This window comes from Streptomyces sp. CG 926 (assembly GCF_003148825.1).
GTDB lineage: Bacteria > Actinomycetota > Actinomycetes > Streptomycetales > Streptomycetaceae > Streptomyces.
In genome coordinates, this window is sequence record NZ_QGGZ01000008.1 from 397,465 (window position 1) to 417,517 (window position 20,053).

At 73.7% G+C, this 20,053-nt stretch carries 17 protein-coding genes; 11 read left to right on the forward strand and 6 right to left on the reverse strand.

Going from position 1 to position 20,053, the window contains the following annotated elements; translation table 11 throughout:
- Positions 1-28 precede the first annotated feature (28 nt).
- The 3 genes from BCL76_RS23235 to BCL76_RS23245 all read right to left on the reverse strand — a co-directional run bounded on the left by BCL76_RS23235 (position 29) and on the right by BCL76_RS23245 (position 3,838).
- Entirely contained in the window at positions 29-1,099 is a 1,071-nt protein-coding gene (locus BCL76_RS23235; RefSeq protein ID WP_109781399.1) for a HAMP domain-containing sensor histidine kinase, read from the reverse strand.
- A 17-nt stretch (positions 1,100-1,116) separates the two neighbouring features.
- Positions 1,117-1,857, reverse strand: coding sequence for a response regulator transcription factor (locus tag BCL76_RS23240; protein ID WP_030772571.1), 741 nt, complete (start codon positions 1,855-1,857; stop codon positions 1,117-1,119).
- Positions 1,858-2,080: 223 nt separating this feature from the next.
- Positions 2,081-3,838 carry a glycoside hydrolase family 3 protein gene (locus tag BCL76_RS23245; protein WP_109781339.1) on the reverse strand — a complete coding sequence of 586 codons (1,758 nt, stop codon included), beginning with the start codon at positions 3,836-3,838 and terminating at the stop codon, positions 2,081-2,083.
- Positions 3,839-3,980: 142 nt separating this feature from the next.
- On the opposite strand from BCL76_RS23245, the gene BCL76_RS23250 reads away from it, so the two are divergent.
- On the forward strand, positions 3,981-4,727 hold the full coding sequence (locus tag BCL76_RS23250; RefSeq protein WP_109781340.1) for a TetR/AcrR family transcriptional regulator: 747 nt from the start codon (positions 3,981-3,983) through the stop codon (positions 4,725-4,727).
- On the opposite strand, the gene BCL76_RS23255 is transcribed toward BCL76_RS23250, so the two are convergent.
- Positions 4,702-5,307: a hypothetical protein gene (locus tag BCL76_RS23255; protein WP_146228414.1), complete on the reverse strand. Its 606-nt coding sequence runs from the start codon at positions 5,305-5,307 to the stop codon at positions 4,702-4,704. The genes BCL76_RS23250 and BCL76_RS23255 overlap by 26 nt on opposite strands.
- A 66-nt stretch (positions 5,308-5,373) precedes the next feature.
- Between BCL76_RS23255 and BCL76_RS23260 the strand changes: the two genes are divergently transcribed.
- The 5 genes from BCL76_RS23260 to BCL76_RS23280 all read left to right on the forward strand — a co-directional run bounded on the left by BCL76_RS23260 (position 5,374) and on the right by BCL76_RS23280 (position 11,862).
- Positions 5,374-6,750: a glycosyltransferase family 39 protein gene (locus BCL76_RS23260; protein WP_258309852.1), complete on the forward strand. Its 1,377-nt coding sequence runs from the start codon at positions 5,374-5,376 to the stop codon at positions 6,748-6,750.
- Positions 6,751-7,049: 299 nt separating this feature from the next.
- On the forward strand, positions 7,050-7,937 hold the full coding sequence (locus tag BCL76_RS23265; protein WP_109781342.1) for a sulfurtransferase: 888 nt from the start codon (positions 7,050-7,052) through the stop codon (positions 7,935-7,937).
- A 92-nt stretch (positions 7,938-8,029) separates the two neighbouring features.
- A complete protein-coding gene (locus BCL76_RS23270) occupies positions 8,030-8,794 on the forward strand; it encodes a DUF4097 family beta strand repeat-containing protein (RefSeq protein WP_109781343.1) in 765 nt (254 codons plus the stop codon).
- Positions 8,795-8,888: 94 nt separating this feature from the next.
- On the forward strand, positions 8,889-11,294 hold the full coding sequence (gene lon, locus BCL76_RS23275; protein ID WP_109781344.1) for an endopeptidase La: 2,406 nt from the start codon (positions 8,889-8,891) through the stop codon (positions 11,292-11,294).
- A gap of 127 nt (positions 11,295-11,421) precedes the next feature.
- On the forward strand, positions 11,422-11,862 hold the full coding sequence (locus BCL76_RS23280) for a MarR family winged helix-turn-helix transcriptional regulator (RefSeq protein ID WP_033218751.1): 441 nt from the start codon (positions 11,422-11,424) through the stop codon (positions 11,860-11,862).
- Between the two features lie 40 nt (positions 11,863-11,902).
- Here BCL76_RS23280 and BCL76_RS23285 read toward each other — a convergent pair whose 3' ends face one another.
- A complete protein-coding gene (locus tag BCL76_RS23285; RefSeq protein WP_109781345.1) occupies positions 11,903-12,676 on the reverse strand; it encodes a protein phosphatase 2C domain-containing protein in 774 nt (257 codons plus the stop codon).
- A gap of 397 nt (positions 12,677-13,073) precedes the next feature.
- Between BCL76_RS23285 and BCL76_RS23290 the strand changes: the two genes are divergently transcribed.
- From BCL76_RS23290 to BCL76_RS23310, 5 genes are read left to right on the forward strand one after another with little or no spacing between them, the layout of a single operon-like run.
- On the forward strand, positions 13,074-16,145 hold the full coding sequence (locus tag BCL76_RS23290) for a sensor histidine kinase (RefSeq protein ID WP_109781346.1): 3,072 nt from the start codon (positions 13,074-13,076) through the stop codon (positions 16,143-16,145).
- The gene (locus BCL76_RS23295) at positions 16,142-16,627 is read left to right on the forward strand and encodes a roadblock/LC7 domain-containing protein (protein ID WP_109781347.1); all 486 of its coding nucleotides are present in this window, start codon (positions 16,142-16,144) and stop codon (positions 16,625-16,627) included. The genes BCL76_RS23290 and BCL76_RS23295 overlap by 4 nt, the downstream gene beginning before the upstream one ends.
- Entirely contained in the window at positions 16,624-17,013 is a 390-nt protein-coding gene (locus tag BCL76_RS23300) for a DUF742 domain-containing protein (protein ID WP_109781348.1), read from the forward strand. Before BCL76_RS23295 ends, BCL76_RS23300 begins: the two co-directional genes overlap by 4 nt.
- Entirely contained in the window at positions 16,994-17,635 is a 642-nt protein-coding gene (locus BCL76_RS23305; RefSeq protein ID WP_109781349.1) for a GTP-binding protein, read from the forward strand. Before BCL76_RS23300 ends, BCL76_RS23305 begins: the two co-directional genes overlap by 20 nt.
- A gap of 3 nt (positions 17,636-17,638) precedes the next feature.
- A complete protein-coding gene (locus tag BCL76_RS23310; RefSeq protein WP_109781350.1) occupies positions 17,639-18,898 on the forward strand; it encodes a styrene monooxygenase/indole monooxygenase family protein in 1,260 nt (419 codons plus the stop codon).
- On the opposite strand, the gene BCL76_RS23315 is transcribed toward BCL76_RS23310, so the two are convergent.
- Complete coding sequence (locus BCL76_RS23315; protein ID WP_375137956.1) at positions 18,850-20,019, reverse strand: C40 family peptidase; 1,170 nt, start codon at positions 20,017-20,019, stop codon at positions 18,850-18,852. The genes BCL76_RS23310 and BCL76_RS23315 overlap by 49 nt on opposite strands.
- Positions 20,020-20,053 lie beyond the last annotated feature (34 nt).

The window sequence follows — 20,053 nt, forward strand, 5'->3', positions numbered from 1 at the left end:
CCACTCGAACCCTACGTCAACACGACACCTACGAGCTGCCCGGAAGCGTGACGAGGATGCGGCAGCCACGTGACGATTCGGCCACTCCGATCCGGCCCCCGTGCAGCTCCACGGCCCAGCGGGCGATCGCCAGGCCCAGTCCGGTGCCTCCGTCGCCGCCGCGCGCGCTGCCCCGGTTGAACCGCTCGAAGACGCGGTGGCGCTCCGCCTCGGGGATGCCGGGGCCCTCGTCCCGTACCTCCAGCACCAGACTGCCGGGTGCGTCGCCGGTCCGGGCACGGACCGTGACCCGGCCGTGCGGCGGGCTGTGCTTGACCGCGTTGTCGATCAGATTCGCCACCACCTGGTGCAACCGCTCGGCGTCCGCGTGCGCCCACAGTTCGGGCGGGAAGACGTCCAGGTGCAGGTGCACGTCGTTACGGGTGTGCCCGCCCGAGCCGGAGAGCAGCCCCGGCCGACCGGCGGCCGCCAGCCGCGATTCCTTCAGGACGCCCGACAGGTACGGCCACACCTCGAAGCGGCGGGCGCGCAGCGGGACCACGCCGTTGTCCACCCGGGACAGGTCCAGCAGGGTCTCCACGAGCCCACCGAGCCGCTCGGTCTGCTTGAGCATCGTGCGCATGGTCTCGGGATCGGCGGCCGAGACCCCGTCCACCACGTTCTCCAGCACCGCCCGCAGTGCCGCGATCGGCGTGCGCAGCTCGTGCGAGACGTTGGCGACGAGCTCCTTGCGGTGCCGGTCCACGGCCTCCAGGTCGTCCGCCATCAAATTGATGGTGGCGGCCAGGTCACCGAGCTCGTCGCGGCGACCCGCCCCGCGTACCCGCCGGGTGAAGTCGCCGTGGGATATCGCCCGGGCCACCCTCGTCATCTCGTCCAGCGGCGCCGTCAGGCTGTGCGCCACGAACTGGGTGATCAGCATGGAGGCGATCACCGAGAAGACGGTGATGAAGCGCAGCTCGGTGTCGGTGCGCAGGGCGACCAGGAGCAGGCCCGTCGTGATGAAGACCGAGACCACCACGAGCGTGCCCAGCTTGGTCTTGATCGAGAAGGGCGAGAAGGGTCGCAGCCCCGCCACCGGCCGTTGCCGCGGCCGCAGCCGGTTCGGCTGGCCGCTCACGGCTGGGCCGGGGTCTCCAGGGCGTACCCGACGCCGTGGACCGTACGGATCCGCTCCGCGCCGATCTTGCGCCGCAGGGCCTTGATGTGGCTGTCGACGGTACGGGTCCCGGACGCGTCGGCCCAGTCCCACACCTCGGCCAGCAGCTGCTCGCGGGAGAGCACCGCCCGCGGGGTGCCGGCCAGGCACACCAGCAGGTCGAACTCGGTCGGGGTCAGGTGCACGTCCTCGGTGTGCACCCGGACCCGGCGCTGCGCGTGGTCGATCTCCAGATCGCCCAGTCGCAGGGTGGCGCCGCGCGGGGTGTGCGCGGCCATGGTGGCCCGCTCCACGCGCCGCAGCAGTACGTGCACCCGGGCGGCCAGCTCGCGCATCGAGAACGGCTTGGTCATGTAGTCGTCCGCGCCGACCCCGAGCCCGACCAGCAGGTCGGTCTCGTCGTCGCGGGCGGTGAGCATGAGGACCGGCACGGGCCGCTGGGCCTGGACCCGGCGGCAGACCTCCAGACCGTCGAAGCCCGGCAGCATGATGTCGAGGACCAGCAGCTCGGGCAGCCAGCTCTCGGCCGCCGTGACGGCCGAGGGGCCGTCGCCGGCGGTCTGCACCTGGAAGCCCTCGGCGCGCAGGCGGGCCGCGATGGCCTCGGCGATGGTGTGGTCGTCCTCGACGACCAGCACACGCCGCTGGGCGCCGGGTGTCGCCGCGGCGCCCTGATGGGTGGTGTGTGTCTGTTCCATGTCCGCCCCTGAAGATCCCGCGTGAATGGGGTGCAGCGTAGAGGAGGCGTCGGCCTGCGGCTACGTGGGGTTCGGACATGGCATATGTGCTTGACCACAGTAAACGGAATGTGACGTACCGGGTGCCGGTCCCCCCACGGGACCGACACCCGACGGGCGAGACCGGTCAGGTGCCTCGCCGTTGCTGCCCTCCGAGGGGCGTTCGGGGGGTGCCCGGGAGCACCTACAGGGTCAGCCCGTGACCGTGCGGGAAGACCGGGTCGAGCGTGTCGTTCGGCACATCCGGACGGGAGGCCTCGACGGCCTTCATCGAGCGCGGGAGCTCGAAGGGGAGCCGGCCCTCGGGCGTGGCGCGGCCGAAGGCCACGTCCAGGAGGGCGGCGTCGCCGGCCCCGTAGTCGGCGATCAGGGCCGCCGCGCGCTCGGCGATCTCCGGGATGACGGCGGCCCGCTCCAGGTTGATGCAGACCAGGGTCGGGACCTGGTCCAGGAGGGCCAGGATCTCCGCCAGCTCGGGCTCGGGGAAGGCCAGCGAACCCGAGTGGAAGTACGACTCGAAGATGTTCTCGCGCGGCTCGAACGGGGTCCGCAGCCGCAGCACGGCCAGATCCGCCGCGCCCGGGTCGGCGACGACCTCGCCGTACCCGGCGGCCACGGTCGCGTCGACGTTCCGCACGTACAGCTTCGGGCCCGTGGCGAGCGGGAGCAGGCCGTCCGGATTGGTCAGGACGGTGAGGGAGCGGCGCTGGGCCGCGGCCCCCAGGGCCGTGAAGTCGGACCGGCCGACGATCTCGGCCGCCGCGTCCGGGTCCACGTACGGGTCTTCGAACAGGCCGAGCGTGAACTTCTCCCGCAGCAGGCGGCGTACCGAGTCGTCGATCCGGGACTCGGCGACGCGGCCCGAGCGGACCAGCTCCACCACGACCTCGGGGCACTGCTCGCCGCCGAACTGGTCGCAGCCGGCCTCCAGGGCGCGGGCCGCCCGCTCGGCCACGCTCAGGTGCTCCAGGCCCCAGGCGCGCGCCGGGTGCACCTGCCCGAAGATCGTCGCGTCGTTCAGCAGCCCCCAGTCGCTGCAGACGATGCCCCGGAAGCCGAGCTCCTCCCGGAGCAGGCCGGTGACCACGCCCTTGTTGAAGCCGAAGCCGACCTCCTCCCAGTCGGTGCCCATCGGCTGCCCGTAGTACGGCATCATCTGCGCGCACCCGGCGGCTATCGCCGCCCTGAACGGCTCCAGGTGGTGCTCGCGCATGCCGCCCGGATAGACCTGCTCCTTGCCGTGCGCGAAGTGCGGGTCCTCGCCGTCCTTCTGCGGGCCGCCGCCGGGGAAGTGCTTGACCATCGCGGACACCGATCCGGGTCCGAGGGTCGCGCCCTGCAGGCCGCGTACGTACGCCGCCACCAGCTCGGCCGTCAGTCGTGCGTCGGAGCCGAAGGTGCCGGACTGGCGGGCCCAGCGGGGTTCGCTGGCCAGGTCGATCTGGGGATGCAGGGCGACGCGGAAGCCGACGGCGAGGTACTCGCGGCGGACGGTGTCCGCGAAGCGCCGGACCAGCGCCGGATCGCCGATCGCGGCCAGGCCCAGGGCCTCCGGCCAGGCGGAGAAGGCGCCGGAGTTGAAGGAGGCGCCGACGTTGTCGGTGAAGGTGTGCCGCGGGTCGGTGGAGAGGGTGACCGGGATGCCGAGCCGGGTGGCCGCGGCCATCTCCTGGACGGAGTTCTGCCACCGGGCCATCTCGTGGGGCCCGTAGGTGCCGAGCAGGTTGAAGTGGGTGAGGAAGCGGTCCTCGATCAGCTCCGGCGTGGTGAAGGGGAGCATCGAGCCGTCGGTCTCGGTGACCGGGGTGCCGTCCGCGTTCATCATCAGCATCGAGTGGAAGAGCTGACCGGCCTTCTCCTCCAGGGTCATCCGGGAGAGCAGGTCCTCCACGCGGCGCTCGACGGGCAGCGCAGCGTCTTGGTAATCGGGCGTCGCGTTCATGGCGGGGCTCCTGGAGCACGTGACCGGGCGGATCGGCTCGGCCACGGTAGAGTCGAAAACCTAGCACTCGCTAGGTTTTTGAAAAGTGACCCGGGTCACAGGGGTCGGGTGGCTCGAAAGGGCCCCCGCTTAAGGTGTCGGCATGGCACAGGACACGGGGCGGACGGAGCGCAAGGCCTCGAAGGGCGCGGCCCGAGGGACCTACGCCGTCGGCGACGCCCGGCGGCAGAAGATCCTCGACACCGCCGTCGAGCACTTCGCGCAGTGGGGCTTCAACGCGTCCTCGCTCGCCCGCATCGCCGCCGACTGCGGGATCACCCAGGGCGGACTGCTGCACCACTTCCGGGGCAAGGAGGACCTACTGCTGTCGGTCCTCGCACAGAGCGAACGGCACGACGTGGAGCGGCTCTTCGGCGAGCCCGCCGAGTCGGTCGCCGCCCACTTCGCCACCGTCGTGGAACTCGCCGCCGACAACGAACGGCGCCCGGGCATCGTCCGGATGTTCAACACCCTGGTCGGCGAGTCCGGCAACCCGGAGCACCCGGCGCACGCATACTTCAGCCGGCGCTACGCCCGGGTGCTCGGCTACACCGTCGACCTGCTGGAGGCGGGCGTCGCACGCGGCGAACTGCGCCCGGACACCGACTGCGAGGCGGTCGGCCGGGAGATCCTCGCCGTCATGGACGGCCTGCAGATCCAGTGGGTGCTCACGCCCGACAGCGTGGACATGCCGGCCCGGCTGCGCGGATTCCTGGACCGGCTGCTGCGGGACATCGCGGCCACCCGCCAGGCCGTCCTTCCGGATCTTGTCGGGCGTCGCGGGCCCGGCGGGGCTTCGACGACAGGGCCGGGGACGACAGGGCCTAAGGGGTCGCCGCACCGCCGGTGAACGGCGGCAGCGCGGCCAGCACCTTCGTCAGCGCCTCGGGCAAGGACCCCTGGTCGGCGGCCACCTCGTGGCCGTCGTGCACGAAGGCGTAGGAGAACCCGTCGTAGATCGTGGGCCCGCCCGTCACGGTCCGGGGCAGCCGGGCGAAGTCGGCCTCCCGCAGGGCGGTACGCAGGCCCGCGAGCTCCGCCGCGGACATCTTTCCGGTGCCCGTCGGCCGCGCCTGCACGTCCAGCCGGGTCCAGGAGCCGTCGCCCTTGACGACGAGCGTGTGGGTCTGCCCGGCGAAGCCGCCGGTCCGGGTGACCCGGACCAGGGTCTCGCCGGGGGCGGGGACCCGGCCGGCCGTGGGGCTCGTGCTCGGGTCGGCCGGCGCGCCCGTGCTCGTACCGGGGCCGGTGCTCGTACCGGGGCCGGTGCTCGCGCCCGGGCCGGGATCCGCGGACGCGCTCGCGCTCGTGCCCGGCTCCGGGGAGGCTTTCGGCGGCGCGTCGTCGCCTCCCGCGGGACCCGAGGGCCCGCAGCCCGCCAGGACCACCGTGCTCAGCACCGCCACCGCGGCCGCTCGTAACGCGTGCACACCCACCTCCGCAGGAAGTCCGGTCCACCCCCGAGTATGGAGTCCGCACCGCCGTTCCGACACCCGTTGCCACACCCGTCCCGACCGCACGCGGAGGCCGACATCAGCCGGATCGCCCCCTGGCGCCTGCTCCCGCCGCTGATGGCCGTGGTCCTCGGCCTGTGGGGCCTGGAGCGCGGCGGCAGCATGTGGCGCGACGAGTCCGTCACCTGGCAGGTGGCCCACCGGCCGCTCGACCAGATCGTGGAGCTGCTCGGTCGGGTCGACGCCGTCCACGGCCTGCACTACCTGCTCCTGCACGGGCTGTTCCAGGTGTGGGACGGCGGCCTGTGGGCGCTGCGACTGCCCTCCGTCGCCGCCACCGCCCTCGCGGCCGCCGGCGTGGCCGCCGTCGCCCATCGGCTCGCGGGGGATCGGGAGGCACTGCTCGCGGGCTGCGTGTACGCCGTACTGCCGCCCGTGCAGATGTACGCCCAGGAGGGGCGCTCCTACGCCCTGGTCGCCGCCGCCGTGGTGTGGGCGACGTACCTGATGCTGCGCGAGCGGTGGCCGGCCTACACGGTGGTGCTGCTGTTCGGCTGCTGGTTGCACGAGTTCGCCGCGCTGGCCCTGCTCGCCCATGCCTTCACCGCGGGGCGATCGCCCGGCTGGCGGCGGAGCGTCGCGGTCGTGGCGGCCCTGCTGCTGCCGCTGGCCGTGGTGAGCGCCCGGCAGGCCGAGCAGCAGCTGGGCTGGCTCGGGCGGCCGAGCTGGCAGGACTGGGCGGCGTACGGGGTGGTGGGCGCCGCAGCCCTGCTGCTCGCGCGGGGGGCTCCGGACGACCTCGTACGGGTGGCGCTCCCGCTCGTCCTGCTGCCGCCCGGGGTGCTGATGGTGATCTCCCTGGTCAACCCCTGGTACGTCGACCGGTACGTGATCTACGCGCTGGCCGGGCTCGCCCTGTTGGTCGGGGTCCGGCTCGCGCGGGCCCGTGGGTGGTGGCCGTGGCTGCCGGTTGCCGTGCTCCTGGTGCCCTTCGGCGTCTGGTCGGTGTGGCTGCGTACGCCGGAGAGCCGCAAGGACGACGTGCTCGCGGTGGCCGCCACGGTCCGGGACCGGGCCCGGCCCGGAGACGCGGTGGTGTTCATGCCCTCCCGCCGGCGCGAGTGGCTGCTGTCCTCGCCCGAGCTGTACGGGGAGCTGCGCGACGTGGCCCTGGACCGCTCCCCGGCGGCCTCGCACAGCCTCCAGGGCACCGAGCTGCCCCCGGACCGGATCCGCGCGGCGCTGCTGGCTTCGCCCCGGGTGATCGCCCTGCTGGACCCGGCGGACCAGCCGCTGGACCCGTACCCGAGGGAGGCGGCCAAGCGGGCCGAGCTGGCCGCCGGCTTCGACCTGTGCTCGGTGACCGGGGTGCGCGGCGCCCGGGTGGCGGTCTACGCCCGCCCCGGCACCTGCGACTGACCCCACCGCGACCCACCGGCCCGAGCACTGCCCAGCCTCACGCACACCGCGCCGACGCCCCCGTCCGGGGGTCGCACCGGACTGTGGGTCCGGGGGTCGGCCCGGGCCGCGGGCCGGCCAAGGCGAGCCCGGCCCGTCGGCCGGTGGCCGGGGAGGGTGCCGCCCCCGTTCGCCGGGGTGCGGGCTCGGGCCCGTGGGCCGCCCCCGCCGCGACCCTGTCCGACCCCGCCCCGTGAGCCGCCGCGGGGTGCGTCGGAGGATGGGGTCACCCGTGTCGTCCAGCCGGAGGTGCCACCCGCATGACCACACCGCAGAACGCGCCGCTCGAAGCCGAAGCCCTGCCCGGACCGCTCGTCGGGGTCGACTGGCTCGCCCGCCGGCTGGGCGCGCCCGGCCTGGTCCTCTTCGACGCCTCCGTCGGCGCCCACCGCGCCGCGGCCCACCGGATCCCGGGAGCCCGCCCCTTCGACCTCGACGGGGACCTGTCCGACCACACCGCGCCCGCCCCGCACACCATGCCCGGGGCCCCGGAGTTCACCGAGGCGATGCGCGCCCTCGGCGTCGAGGACCGCGACACCGTCGTCGTCTACGACGGGGCCGGCATCTACTCCAGCGCCCGCGCCTGGTGGATGCTGCGCGCCATGGGCTTCGACCGGGCCGCCGTCCTCGACGGGGGACTGCCGGCCTGGAGCGCCGCCGGACTGCCCGTCGAAGCCGCCGCCCCCACGTACGGGGGACCGCGCGGCTCCTTCACGGCCCGGCCCCGGGCCGGGCTGCTGGTCGACAGCGCCACCGTCGCGCGGGCCCTGACCGACCCGGCCGCGACCGTCCTCGACGCCCGCACCCGCGAACGCTTCGCCGGCACCGCCCCCGAACCCCGACCGGGCCTGCGCGGCGGCCACATGCCGGGCGCGCTCAACCTGCCCTTCGCCGAACTCCAGGACCGGGACGGGCTGATGCGGCCCGCCGGGGAACTGCGCGCGACCTTCCGGGCGCTGACGGGGGAACGGGAACCGGGTGGGGAACGGGAACGGGAGCGGCTCTACCTCAGCTGTGGCTCCGGGGTGACCGCCTGCGTCCTGGCCCTCGGCGCCGAACTCGCCGGGTACGAGGAGATCGCGGTGTACGACGGCTCCTGGAGCGAGTGGGGCATGCCCTCGGAACTCCCCGTGACCACCGACCTGTAGCGCAGTGGAGCGGGGTACGGGGGTTAGCCCCACCTGAGGTTCGGGTACGTGCACCATCGGCCCGGGGCGCACTCCCGGGCCAGACTCGGGCCATGACCACTCACACCGTCTCCGCCCGCACGGCCCGCACCGCGATCGTCGCCCTCGGCGCCGGCGTCCTCCTGGCCGGTTGCTCCTTCTCGGGCAGCGTCGTGGACGGCGCCTACAAGACGGCGACCGCCGATGCCACGGTCACCGAGGCGGTCACGGCGGTGAAGCTGACGGGCGTCCGGTCCGGCTCGATCGCCGTCACCCCCGGGACCGGCCCCGGGGTCACGATCCACCGCACCGTCCGCTACCGCGGGGACACCGTCCCGGAGACCGGCCAGCAGGTCACCGGCGGCGTCCTGACCTTCAGCAAGAACTGCTCCGGGGAATGCCGCGTCGACTACCGGCTGGAGGTCCCGGCCACGGCCACGGTCGACCTGGCGAGCTCCAGCGGCGACATCACGGTGACGGGCGTGGCGGGGGCCGAGGTGGAGGCCGACTCCGGCGAGGTCACGGCCGAGCGGATCGGCGGCCCGCTGAAGGTCCGTAGCTCCTCCGGCGACATCACCGCCACCGGGCTGACCGGCCCGAGCGCCGAGATCCGCTCCACCTCGGGCAACACCGAGCTGGACTTCGCGAAGGCCCCGTCGTCGGTGCTCGTCGAGGCCTCCTCGGGCGACGTCACCGTGAAGGCCCCCCAGGGGCCGTACCGGACCAAGGTCTCCACCGACTCCGGCGACCGCGACATCACCCTTCCCGACGACCCCTCCGCCCCCTCCCACATCTCGGTGAAGACCAGCTCCGGAGACATCCGCGTCTCCGCACTCTGACGCGTTCGCCCCGGGCGAACGGTCCTTGGGGAACATCAGGAGGCGCACATGCATTGAGTCGGCATAGCTCAACTTCACTGCCGGAGGGAAGATCATGGCTTCGACGTCCGTCACACTCACCCTGCCCGTGCTGCCGCTCGACGACGAGGTCGTGCTGCCCGGAATGGTCGTTCCGCTGGACCTGTCCGACGCCGAGGTGCGCGCCGCCGTGGAGGCGGCGCAGGCCGCCGCCGGCAAGAGCGGCAGCGGGAAGCCCCGGGTCCTGCTCGTGCCGCGCATCGACGGCACGTACGCCGGGACCGGTGTGCTCGGCACCGTCGAGCAGGTCGGCCGGCTCTCCGGCGGGGACCCCGGAGCGCTCATCCGCGGCCTCGGCCGGGTCCGCATCGGGGCCGGGACCACCGGCCCCGGGGCCGCCCTCTGGGTGGAGGGCGAGACCGTCGACGAGGCGGTGCCCGATCCGCTGCCCGGGGTGGTCACCGAGCTCGTCAAGGAGTACAAGGCACTCGCCACCAGCTGGCTCAAGAAGCGCGGCGCCTGGCAGGTCGTGGACCGGGTCCAGCAGATCGAAGGCGTGTCCGCGCTCGCCGACAACTCAGGCTACTCACCCTTCCTGACGGTCGAGCAGAAGGTCGAACTGCTGGAGACCGCCGACCCGGTCGCCCGCCTGAAGCTCGCCGTCAAGGCGCTCAGCGACCACCTCGCCGAGCAGGACGTCGCCGAGTCCATCGCCAAGGACGTCCAGGACGGCGTCGACAAGCAGCAGCGCGAGTTCCTGCTCCGGCGTCAGCTGGAAGCCGTACGCAAGGAACTGCGCGAGCTGAACGGCGAGAAGGACGGCGAGGAGTCCGACGACTACCGCGCCCGCGCCCTGGCCGCCGACCTCCCCGAGAAGGTACGGGAGGCCGCCCTCAAGGAGGTCGAGAAGCTGGAGCGGTCCAGCGACCAGAGCCCGGAGGGGTCCTGGATCCGCACCTGGCTGGACACCGTGCTGGAACTGCCCTGGAACGAGCGCACCGAGGACGAGTACGACATCCGGGGCGCCCGGGCCGTCCTGGACGCCGAGCACGCGGGCCTCAGCGACGTGAAGGACCGCATCACCGAGTACCTCGCCGTCCGCAAGCGGCGCGGCGAGCGCGGCATGGGCGTCATCGGCGGCCGCCGCGGCGGCGCCGTGCTGGCCCTCGTAGGGCCTCCGGGCGTCGGAAAGACCTCGCTGGGGGAGTCCGTCGCCCACGCCATGGGCCGCAAGTTCGTCCGGGTCGCCCTCGGCGGCGTCCGCGACGAGGCCGAGATCCGCGGCCACCGCCGGACCTACGTCGGCGCCCTGCCCGGCCGGATCGTCCGGGCGATCAAGGAGGCCGGGTCGATGAACCCGGTGGTGCTCCTCGACGAGATCGACAAGGTGGGCTCCGACTTCCGCGGCGACCCGGCGGCCGCCCTGCTGGAGGTCCTCGACCCGGCGCAGAACCACACCTTCCGCGACCACTACCTGGAGGTGGAACTGGACCTCAGCGATGTCGTCTTCCTGGCCACCGCCAACGTCCTGGAAGCCATCCCCGAGGCCCTCGCCGACCGCATGGAGCTCGTCCGGCTCGACGGGTACACCGAGGACGAGAAGGTCGTCATCGCCCGCGACCACCTGCTCCCGCGCCAACTGGAGCGCGCCGGGCTCGGCTCCGACGAGGTGGTCCTCGCGGAGGACGCCCTGCGCAAGCTGGCCGGGGAGTACACCCGTGAGGCGGGCGTCCGCACCCTGGAGCGGTCCCTCGCCCGCCTGCTGCGCAAGGTCGCCTCGCAGCACGAGCTGGGGGAGCGGGAACTGCCCCTGAACATCGGCGCCGACGACCTACGGGCCCTGATCGGGCGCCCCCACCACGTACCGGAGTCCGCCCAGGACCCGGCCGAACGGCGCACCGCCGTCCCCGGCGTCGCCACCGGCCTCGCCGTGACCGGCGCGGGCGGCGACGTGCTGTTCGTGGAGGCCTCGCTGGCCGACCCGGAGACGGGCGCGGCCGGGCTCACCCTCACCGGCCAGCTCGGCGACGTCATGAAGGAGTCGGCGCAGATCGCCCTGAGCTTCCTGCGCTCCCACGGCGCGGAACTGGAGCTCCCCGTCGCCGACCTGAAGGACCGGGGCGTGCACATCCACTTCCCGGCGGGCGCCGTGCCCAAGGACGGCCCGAGCGCGGGCATCACCATGACCACCGCCCTCGCCTCGCTGCTCTCCGGACGGCAGGTGCGCACGGACGTGGCCATGACCGGCGAGGTCTCGCTGACCGGGCGGGTCCTGCCCATCGGCGGGGTGAAGCAGAAGCTGCTCGCCGCGCACCGGGCCGGACTGACCACCGTCATCATCCCCAAGCGCAACGAGGCCGACCTGGACGACGTCCCGGCGGAGGTGCTGGAGACGCTGGAGGTGCACCCGGTGACGGACGTGCGCCAGGTGCTGGAACTGGCCCTGGCCCGGGCGGAGTCCCCGGTCGTCGCCGCGGCCTGATCCACGCACCCGCACGCACACGGCCCGGTGGCCCGCTCCGGCGGGGTACCGGGCCGTCGGCACACCCGCTGCGAAATACTGGCCCCGCACCCACCGGGGGTGCCGAACACCATCGAAGGAGCGGGACGTGCACGGGAGTGAAGACCAGGAGTTCCTTGCCCTGGAGCGGGAGCTGTCCGTCTTCCTCCGACGGGCCCGCGCCTCCTCGGGCGAGATGGCCCGCGAGCTCCACCCCGAGCTGGAGCCGGCCGCGTACGGGCTCCTCGTACGCCTGGAAGCGGCCGGGCGGCAGCGGGCCACCGAACTCGCCGCCTACTTCGGGGTCGGCAAGGCCACGATGAGCCGGCAGCTACGGGCCCTGGAGGTCCTCGGCCTGGTGGCCCGCGAACCGGACCCCGCCGACGGCCGGGCCTCCCTGGTCGGCCTCACGGAGGAGGGCCGGGAGCGGTTCCTGCGGGTCCGGGGGGCGCGGCGGGAGCAGTACATGCGCAAGCTCGCCGACTGGGACCGCGGCGAGGTCGCCGAACTGGCCCGGCTGCTGAACCAGCTGAACGCGGGCGGGGAGTAGGGCGCTTCGCCGCGGAACTCTGCCGGGCCCGCCGGCCCGCTCAGAGCTCCGCGTAGACCGCCGAGGCGTCGTCGTGCCGCTTGTGCCGGGCCGACGGGCGGGCCGGATCGCACTCCACGGCGCGCACCCGGTCGATCAGGCCCTGCGCGCCTTCCTTGCGCAGCACCGCCAGGCAGTCGGCCCAATCGCCCTGCCCGAACGTGTCCGTCCAGCGGCTCGCCCCGTCCGTGAGCGCGGCCACCGCCCGCACCCGCTCGCGCGGGGTGCGCCCGGTCAGCGCCCGGGCCGCCACCGCCGGGTCGGCGGCCGCCGTGAAGAAGCCGCCCTCGGCGTTGCGCAGGGCGTCCGTGGCCGCCACCGAGCCGAGCACTTCCCGTGGGATCCGGTCCAGCCGGTCGTCGAGCACGGCCGTCACCTCGCCGTCGGGCGCCTGCAGGAGCAGTACGGAGTCCGAGAGGACGAGGTGTTCCACGTACCGCCCGTCCCAGCGGACCACGACGACCGTCGCCTGCGGGGTGCGTACGTGAGAAAGGTCACAGGTGTCGCGGTGGGCGTCGGCCGTGGCGCGGACGGACTCGGTCAGAACCTGATCGAGCGGCATGTCCCGCCGCGATCCGGACAGTTCGGTCAATCGGCCGCCGAGGCGGGCCACGAACCAGGGCACTCCGTGCACGCATCCGTCGTCGCCGCGCGGCGGGGTGACCCCGTCCAGGACCACCAGGACGCCACCCCCCGAAGCGGGGGCCGCGGCCGACACCCAGTCCTCATTGGGGCGTTCCTGGTGGCCGGGGGTCGAGGCGAGGTCGATGCGCATCCCCGCATTCTGTCGCGGGGGAGGGGGCGGACGCGGGAAGGCCCGTACCGGATCGGGCGTGCCCGACGGTCGCCGCGCGCCGACCGTCCGGGACCGTCGGCGGGAGCCCGGGGGCCGGGGCGGTCGTGTGGGCGGGCATCCTGCCAAAGCCCGTATCGATCTTTCAACCACCTGTCCATGGCGAGGCTCCGGCACGGGGTGCCCGAGTTGGTCGGCAACTCATCCGTGATGTTCACTCGTTCGAGTGGCCGGTTGGGTGATGTGCGGCTCTCTCCCCAGCACGCTGCAAAGGTCTGAGGCGGTACGAGGGGGCAGGGGGCGTTTACTTGTTGACCGGCCGTTACCTCGGCCACACGAGTAGACGAGCTAGAGCACACGTACAGGATTGCGAGCACCGGTGCAGAAGAAGCGGTCTCGGAAGAACGGCACCGCCGCCGACGGCCCGGCCCCCGCAGGACGCCGCGTCCGCGTGCGCCGCAGGCTGGTCGTCGGCGTAGCCGTCGCCGGCCTCACCGTCCTCGCGGCAGGCGCGCCCGCCGTCGTCTCCGCGTCGAGGGAACTGAACGACTCACAGCGCCTGGTCACCCTCGCGGACTCGACCCGACAGACCCTCACCCTCGCGCACCTTCTCGGTGACGAGCGCGACGCGGTCGTCGAGTACGCCGCCAAGGGCCGGCCCGGCGCCGCCAAGGGGCCCGTCCAGGAGCGCGTCGCCGGGACCGACCGGCAGCTCGCCGAGGTCCAGGCCGAGGCCGACGAGGCGACCGCCCGGGCCCTCGCCCGGGTACGGGCCGTCCGCGCCGAGGCCGTCGACGGGAAGGGCAGCGCCCTCGCCGCCGAGCAGGCCTACGCCGGCGTCATCGCGGAGCTCCTCGCCCCGGGCCGCCGGCTCGCCGAGCTCACCCCGCCGCGCGCCGAGGCCGCCCTGGCCACCACCCGGCCGCTGGCCCCGCTGGGCCAGGCCGTGGAGCAGGCCTCCGCCACCCGTGGACTGCTGCTCGCCGCGCTGGCCGTCCCCCGCGGCGACCAGGCCCCCAACTCGGCCGTGGTCGACGAACTCACCACCGCCGCCCAGCGGGCGCGCGTACGGGAGCAGGCAGCCCTCGACGACTTCGCACGGGCCGCGCGGCCCGACGTACGCCAGACCCTGGCCGCCACCGTCACCGGCCCCGAGGTCAAGACGGCCGACGACTTCCTCAAGCGGCTCACCGACCGGCCCACCCTGACGTCGGCCGACCGCAAGAGCGACGGGGCCACCGTCGGCACCGCGCTGACCGCCCGCATCGACCGCATGCGCACCGTGGAAGCCACCCTCGCGAGCGAACGGGCCACCGCCCTGGCCGCTCAGCGCGACGACGACGTGACCCGGCTCGAAATCATGATCGCCCTGATGGGCGTGCTCTTCCTGCTCGTCGTCGGCGTCTCGACCGCCGTCGCGCGGTCGTTGACCCGGCCGCTGTCGGTCCTGCGCCGCGGCGCGGAGCGGCTGGCCACCCCGGAGGGCTCGGTGGAACCGGTGCGGTTCACGGGCCGCAACGACGAGTTCGCCGAGGTCGTGCGCCACCTGAACGCGGTGCGCGACCAGACGGTCTCCCTGCACACCCGGATCGCCGGGCTCGACGCCGACCGGCGCCGGATCATCGGCCGCAGCGAGGCCCTCGCCGCCGGCCGGGACGTGCTTGAGGAAGAACTGACGAAGCTGCGGGCGGGGCTGGAGGAGCACCGGCGCATCATGTCGACCACCTCCGTCTCGCTGTCGCTGCGGACCCTGGGCCTGGTGGAGCGCCAGCTCGCGGTCATCGAGGAGCTGGAGTCCAAGGAGCAGGACCCCGACCGGCTGGCGACCCTCTTCAAGCTCGACCACCTGGCGACCGTGATGCGCCGCCACAACGAGAACCTCCTGGTCCTCGCCGGGCAGGAACACGGCCACGGGCAGGGCATGCCGGTGCCGCTGGTCGACGTGATGCGGGCGGCCGTCAGCGAGATCGAGCGCTACGAGCGCGTCGACCTCGCCGCGCTGCCCTCGTACACCCAGATCGCGGGACACGCCGCCGACGACATCTCGCACGTGCTGGCCGAGCTGCTGGAGAACGCGACCACCTTCTCCCCGCCCGAGGTCAAGGTGAAGGTGTCCGGCTGGCTGCAGGGCACCGGTGACGTGGTGCTGTCCGTCGTGGACGAGGGCATCGGCGTCACCGAGGACCGCCTCCAAGCACTGAACGCCCGACTGTCCACGCCCGATGCCTACGACGAGGAGACCGAGGCGGAACACGGCCTCGGCCTCGGCCTGTACGTGGCCGGGCGACTCGCGGCCCGGCACGGGGTCACCGCCGAGCTGCGCACCCCGAAGCACGGCGGGACCGAGGCCCTGGTGGTCGTCCCGGCGGCGCTGCTGCCCACGACCCCGATGGTCTCCCCGGTGCACACCCTGGCCATGCCGGGCGGGCCCGCGCTGCGGCTGCCCGGAGTGATAGCGGAGGCGAACGAGAACACCCTGCCGACGCGACGGCGCGGGGCACATGCCGCTCCGGACCCGGACGAGGCGCCGTCGGGGGAAGCGGCCGTGGAAGCGGCCGTGCGGACCGAAGCGGAGGTCGAGGCCCAGGCCACGGGCGCGGCCGCTGCCGAGGTCGTCGCCGAGGAGCCGCTCGTCCCGGCCGCCGTCGAGCCGGAGCCGGAGCCCGTCGTCACGCCCGAGCCGGAGCCCGGGCCCGCCGTCGCGGCGGTCCCGATCACCCTGGCCGAAGCACTGGCGGGCCCCGCCGTCGTCGCCGAAGCCCCGGCCGACCCGGAGCCGAACCCGGAGCCGACGCCGGCCCCGGCCCCGGAACCGGCGCCCGCCGAGGCGGAGCCGCTCCAGGGCGCGCCCGCCGCCGCCGGACTGCCGCCCGCCGAGCAGGTGTTCGTCGCCGCGCCCCGCGCCGCCGAGCCCACCCCCGAGGAGCAGCTGCTCGCGCGGGTCGTCCCCGACGCGCAGCCGGCCGCCCCCGGCGTGACGGACCCCGCCGAGGAGATCCCGAGCGCGGCGCACACCGCCGCACCCGTGGTCGACGTACCGGAAGCCGAACGGGAGACGGAGCCGCACACCCACGCCCCGGCCGAGGGCAACTGGCTCCCCCGCCAGGGCAGCCACCCGGCCGACCGGGCCGAAGGCGAAGGCGCCGTCACCGACAAGGGCCTGCCCAAGCGGACCCCGCGCACCGTCCCCGCCAAGAGCGCGGCCCGTGCCGACGGACCGCCCGAGCCGCCACGCAAGGTCGACGCCGAGGAGTTGCGGCGCCGACTCGGAGGCTTCTACCAGGGAGCCCAGGACGGACGGCGCGTCGTCGCCGCCGAACTCGCCCAGGAGCAGGGGCCCGACCGAGCCCCTGACCAGGCGCTCGACGAGGCCCTCGACCAAGGGCGGACGCAGCGGCCGGGCCAGAGCAAGACCGACCGGGGGGACACCGCACAGGAGGCACGCACATGACCGCGCCCAGTACGTACGGACTGAGCACCCAGGCCCGCAACCTGCAGTGGCTGCTGACCGACCTGGTCGAGGAGGTGCCCGGCGTCAACTCCGTCGCCGTCGTCTCCTCGGACGGGCTGCTGCTCCTGTCCTCGGACCCGGTGGCGGGCACGGCCGAACCGGCCGACCGGCCCAGGCCCCGGGGCCCGCGCGGCGCGTCCGCCGACCTGGCCACCATCGTCTCCGGCCTCGGCAGCCTCACCACCGGCGCGGCCGCCCTCATGGAGACCGGATCGGTCAAGCAGACCATGGTGGCGATGGAGCACGGCTCCGTCTTCGTCATGGCCATCAGCGACGGCTCGCTGCTGGGCGTGCACGCCACCCCCGACTGCGACATGAGCGTCGTCGCTTACCACATGGCCTTGTTCGTCGGCCGCGCCGGCCACGTCCTGACCCCCGAAGTCCGCAGCGAGCTGCGCCAGTCGATGGAGAACACCCCGTGAGGAGTACGGCCTCCGACCGGCTGCCGATACGCGGCGCCGACCGCCGCCCCGCCCGCGTCCGCCCGTACTCCCTCACGGGCGGCCGCACCCGCTTCACCCAGGTCCTGCACGTCGAGACGTTCGTCGCCGCCCTGGACACCAAGGTCTCGGAGCCGCAGAAGCCCGACCGCATGCCCGAGATGCCCGCCATCGTCGAGGTCTGCCGCCGCATGCGGACGATCGCCGAGATAGCCGCCCTGCTGAAGCTTCCGCTCGGCGTGGTCCGCGTCCTGGTCAGCGACCTCGCCGACCAGGGCCGGATCCGCGTCTACGCGACGGGCCACGGCAGCGGCCGTCCCGAACGCGCGCTGCTGGAAAGGGTGCTCAGTGGTCTTCGCCGTCTCTGACACACCGGTGTCCCTGCCGCAGTCGGACGACGAGCCGGCCCAGCCCTGGCAGTACGACCGCTCCCGCGCACCCGTCGCCGTCAAGGTGCTGGTCGCCGGCGGCTTCGGCGTCGGCAAGACGACCTTCGTCTCCTCCGTCTCCGAGATCACCCCGCTGCGTACCGAAGCGGTGATGACCCAGGCGAGCGTCCCGACCGACGACCTGTCCGGCACCCCCGACAAGAGCACCACCACCGTCGCCATGGACTTCGGCCGCGTCACCCTCGACGACGACCTCGTCCTCTACGTGTACGGGACCCCCGGCCAGGAGCGGTTCTGGTTCATGTGGGACGACCTGGTGCGCGGCGCCATCGGCGGTCTGGTCCTGGCCGACACCCGCCGACTGCGCGACTGCTTCCCGGCCCTCGACTACTTCGAGACCTGCGGACTCCCGTACGCCGTCGCCGTCAACCACTTCGACGGCTCGCAGTCGTACGAACCCGACGACGTGCGCGAGGCGCTCAGCGTCCCACCGCACGTACCCGTCGTGATCATGGACGCGCGGCGCCGCGACACGGTGGTCGAATCGCTGCTCGCCCTGGTGGGCCACGCCCTCGACACCACTCCCGAAGAGAGAGCCTGAGAGATGCGCAAGATACTTGTCGTAGGAGCCGGCCAGTCCGGTCTCCAGCTCGCCCTCGGACTCCAGTCGAAGGGGTACGAGGTCACCCTCATGTCCAACCGGACGGCGGACGAGATCCGCACCGGGCGGGTGATGTCCACGCAGTGCATGTTCGACTCGGCCCTGCAGCACGAGCGTGATCTCCAGATCAACTTCTGGGAGCAGCAGGCCCCGAAGATCGAGGGCCTCGGCGTCTCCGTCGCCACCCCCGACGGCGGTCGCGCCATCGACTGGCTCGGCCGGCTCAAGGGCTACGCGCAGTCCGTCGACCAGCGCGTGAAGATGGCCGGCTGGCTCGACACCTTCGTGCAGCGGGGCGGCCAGCTGGTCATCCACGGCGCCTCGGTCGCCGACCTCGACTTCTTCTCCCGTACCTACGACCTGGTGCTGGTCGCCGCCGGCAAGGGCGAGCTGGTCTCGATGTTCGGGCGGGACGCGGCGCGTTCCCCGTACGACGCCCCGCAGCGCGCGCTCGCCGTCGCCTACGTGCACGGCCTCGGCCCGCGCCCGGAGCACCCGGAGACCGAAGCGGTCCGCTGCAACCTGGTCCCGGGTGTCGGCGAGCTGTTCGTCATGCCCACCCTGACCACCTCGGGCCGCGCCGACATCCTGTTCTGGGAGGGCGTCCCCGGCGGTCCGCTGGACGTCTTCCACGGGGTCAAGGACCCGGCGGAGCACCTCTCGCTCACGCTGGAGCTGATGGAGAAGTTCGTGCCGTGGGAGTACTCCCGCGCGACGAAGGTGGAGCTGACGGACGCGGGCGCCACGCTCGCCGGGCGCTATGCGCCGGTCGTCCGCAACCCGATCGGACGCCTCCCGGGCGGCGGCCTGGTGCTGGGTGTCGCGGACGTGGTCGTCGCCAACGACCCGATCACCGGGCAGGGCTCCAACTCGGCCGCGAAGTGCGCCGCCTCGTACCTGTCGTCGATCCTGATGCACGGGGACAAGCCGTTCGACGAGGCGTGGATGAAGGCCACCTTCGACAAGTACTGGTTCACCACCGGCAAGCCGGTGACCCGGTGGACGAACGCGATGCTGGGCGTGCCGCCGGAGCACGTACTGAACCTGATCGGCGCGGCCGGGCAGCTCCAGCCCGTGGCGAATCGATTCGCCAACGGCTTCGACAACCCGGCCGACTTCGACGCGTACTTCTACGACCCCGAGGACACGGCCGACTACCTGGCGGAGGTCGCCTCCTCCGTCGGAGCCTCCTCGGCCGAGTAGCCCGTGTCGTCCCCCGCCTGCGCCGCCGGTGCCTCCGGCAGCGTGGGCGGGGTGAACTCCGCAAGCGGGGCCCCGTCCGGGTCCGGCCGGACCGCCCCCAGCAGCGGGTTCGCGGCGATCGGCGAGACCTTCACCACCGCCCCCGGCCGGGGTGCCTGGATCACCTTGCCGTCGCCGACGTACAGGCCCACATGGGTGGCCTTCGGGAAATAGACCACCAGGTCCCCGGGCCGCAACTGCTCCAGCGGCACCTTCGGCAGCTGGGCCCACTGCTCCTGGCTGGTCCGCGGGATGGCGCGCCCGGCGTGCGCCCAGGCCTGAGAGGTCAGCCCGGAGCAGTCGAAGGACCCCGGCCCCTCGGCGCCCCAGACGTACGGCTTGCCGATCTGGGCCGCCGCATAGGTGAGGGCGGCGCCACCGGCCGCCGTGGGGGTGCCCGTACGGGTCGGGAGACGGCCCGAATCGACCAGGCTGCGCTGCGCGACGGCGGTGTTCTCGGCCTCCTGCGCGCCGAGCCGGGTGAGCTGGTCCGGGGTCAGGGCGGCGAGCACCCGCTCGACCTCCTTGAGCTGCGCCGCGACCTCGCCTTGGTGTTCCTTCTGCTGCGCGGCCAGGGTCTGCCGGGTGTCCAGGGCCTCGCGGGCCCGTGCGGCGAGCGCGTCGGCCTTCTTCTCACCCCGCGCGAGCCGGGCCAGTACACCCGCCCGCCGGGCACCCTCGCGGGCGGCGAGCCGACGCTGGTCCAGGGCGGCCTGCGGATTCCCGGCGAGCAGCATCCGGGCGTACGGGGACAGCCCCTGGCCGCCCTGGTACTGCTCCCGGGCGAGCCGCCCGGCGACGGCCCGCTCGGAGTCCAGCGCCGTACGGGCCCGGCCCAGCTCGGCGGCCCGCAGCCGCTCCTCGGCCTGGCCGGCCCGTAGGGCCACGTCGGTGGCGTTGTAGGCCTCGGTGGCCTCCTCGGCCTTCTGGTACAGGCCCTGCAGGCGGGTGAGCAGCACCCCGACGGACTCCCCTTCGGGCAGCCCCGGCTCGGCCCCGGCCCTTGGGACCGGCCCGGCGACGACGAGCACCGCGGCGATGCAGACGGCGCGAAGCGGCCGCTGTGACAGTCGATGTGACATGGGATCACCTCCGAGGCGGCCGATGCTGCCACGC

Bases quoted from the DNA above. Each gene is read 5' to 3' on its own strand.
- BCL76_RS23240 (WP_030772571.1), bottom strand. From the start codon at position 1,857: ATGGAACAGACACACACCACCCATCAGGGCGCCGCGGCGACACCCGGC.
- BCL76_RS23245 (WP_109781339.1), bottom strand. From the start codon at position 3,838: ATGAACGCGACGCCCGATTACCAAGACGCTGCGCTGCCCGTCGAGCGC.
- BCL76_RS23250 (WP_109781340.1), top strand. From the start codon at position 3,981: ATGGCACAGGACACGGGGCGGACGGAGCGCAAGGCCTCGAAGGGCGCG.
- BCL76_RS23265 (WP_109781342.1), top strand. From the start codon at position 7,050: ATGACCACACCGCAGAACGCGCCGCTCGAAGCCGAAGCCCTGCCCGGA.
- BCL76_RS23270 (WP_109781343.1), top strand. From the start codon at position 8,030: ATGACCACTCACACCGTCTCCGCCCGCACGGCCCGCACCGCGATCGTC.
- lon (WP_109781344.1), top strand. From the start codon at position 8,889: ATGGCTTCGACGTCCGTCACACTCACCCTGCCCGTGCTGCCGCTCGAC.
- BCL76_RS23285 (WP_109781345.1), bottom strand. From the start codon at position 12,676: ATGCGCATCGACCTCGCCTCGACCCCCGGCCACCAGGAACGCCCCAAT.
- BCL76_RS23295 (WP_109781347.1), top strand. From the start codon at position 16,142: ATGACCGCGCCCAGTACGTACGGACTGAGCACCCAGGCCCGCAACCTG.
- BCL76_RS23310 (WP_109781350.1), top strand. From the start codon at position 17,639: ATGCGCAAGATACTTGTCGTAGGAGCCGGCCAGTCCGGTCTCCAGCTC.
- BCL76_RS23315 (WP_375137956.1), bottom strand. From the start codon at position 20,019: ATGTCACATCGACTGTCACAGCGGCCGCTTCGCGCCGTCTGCATCGCC.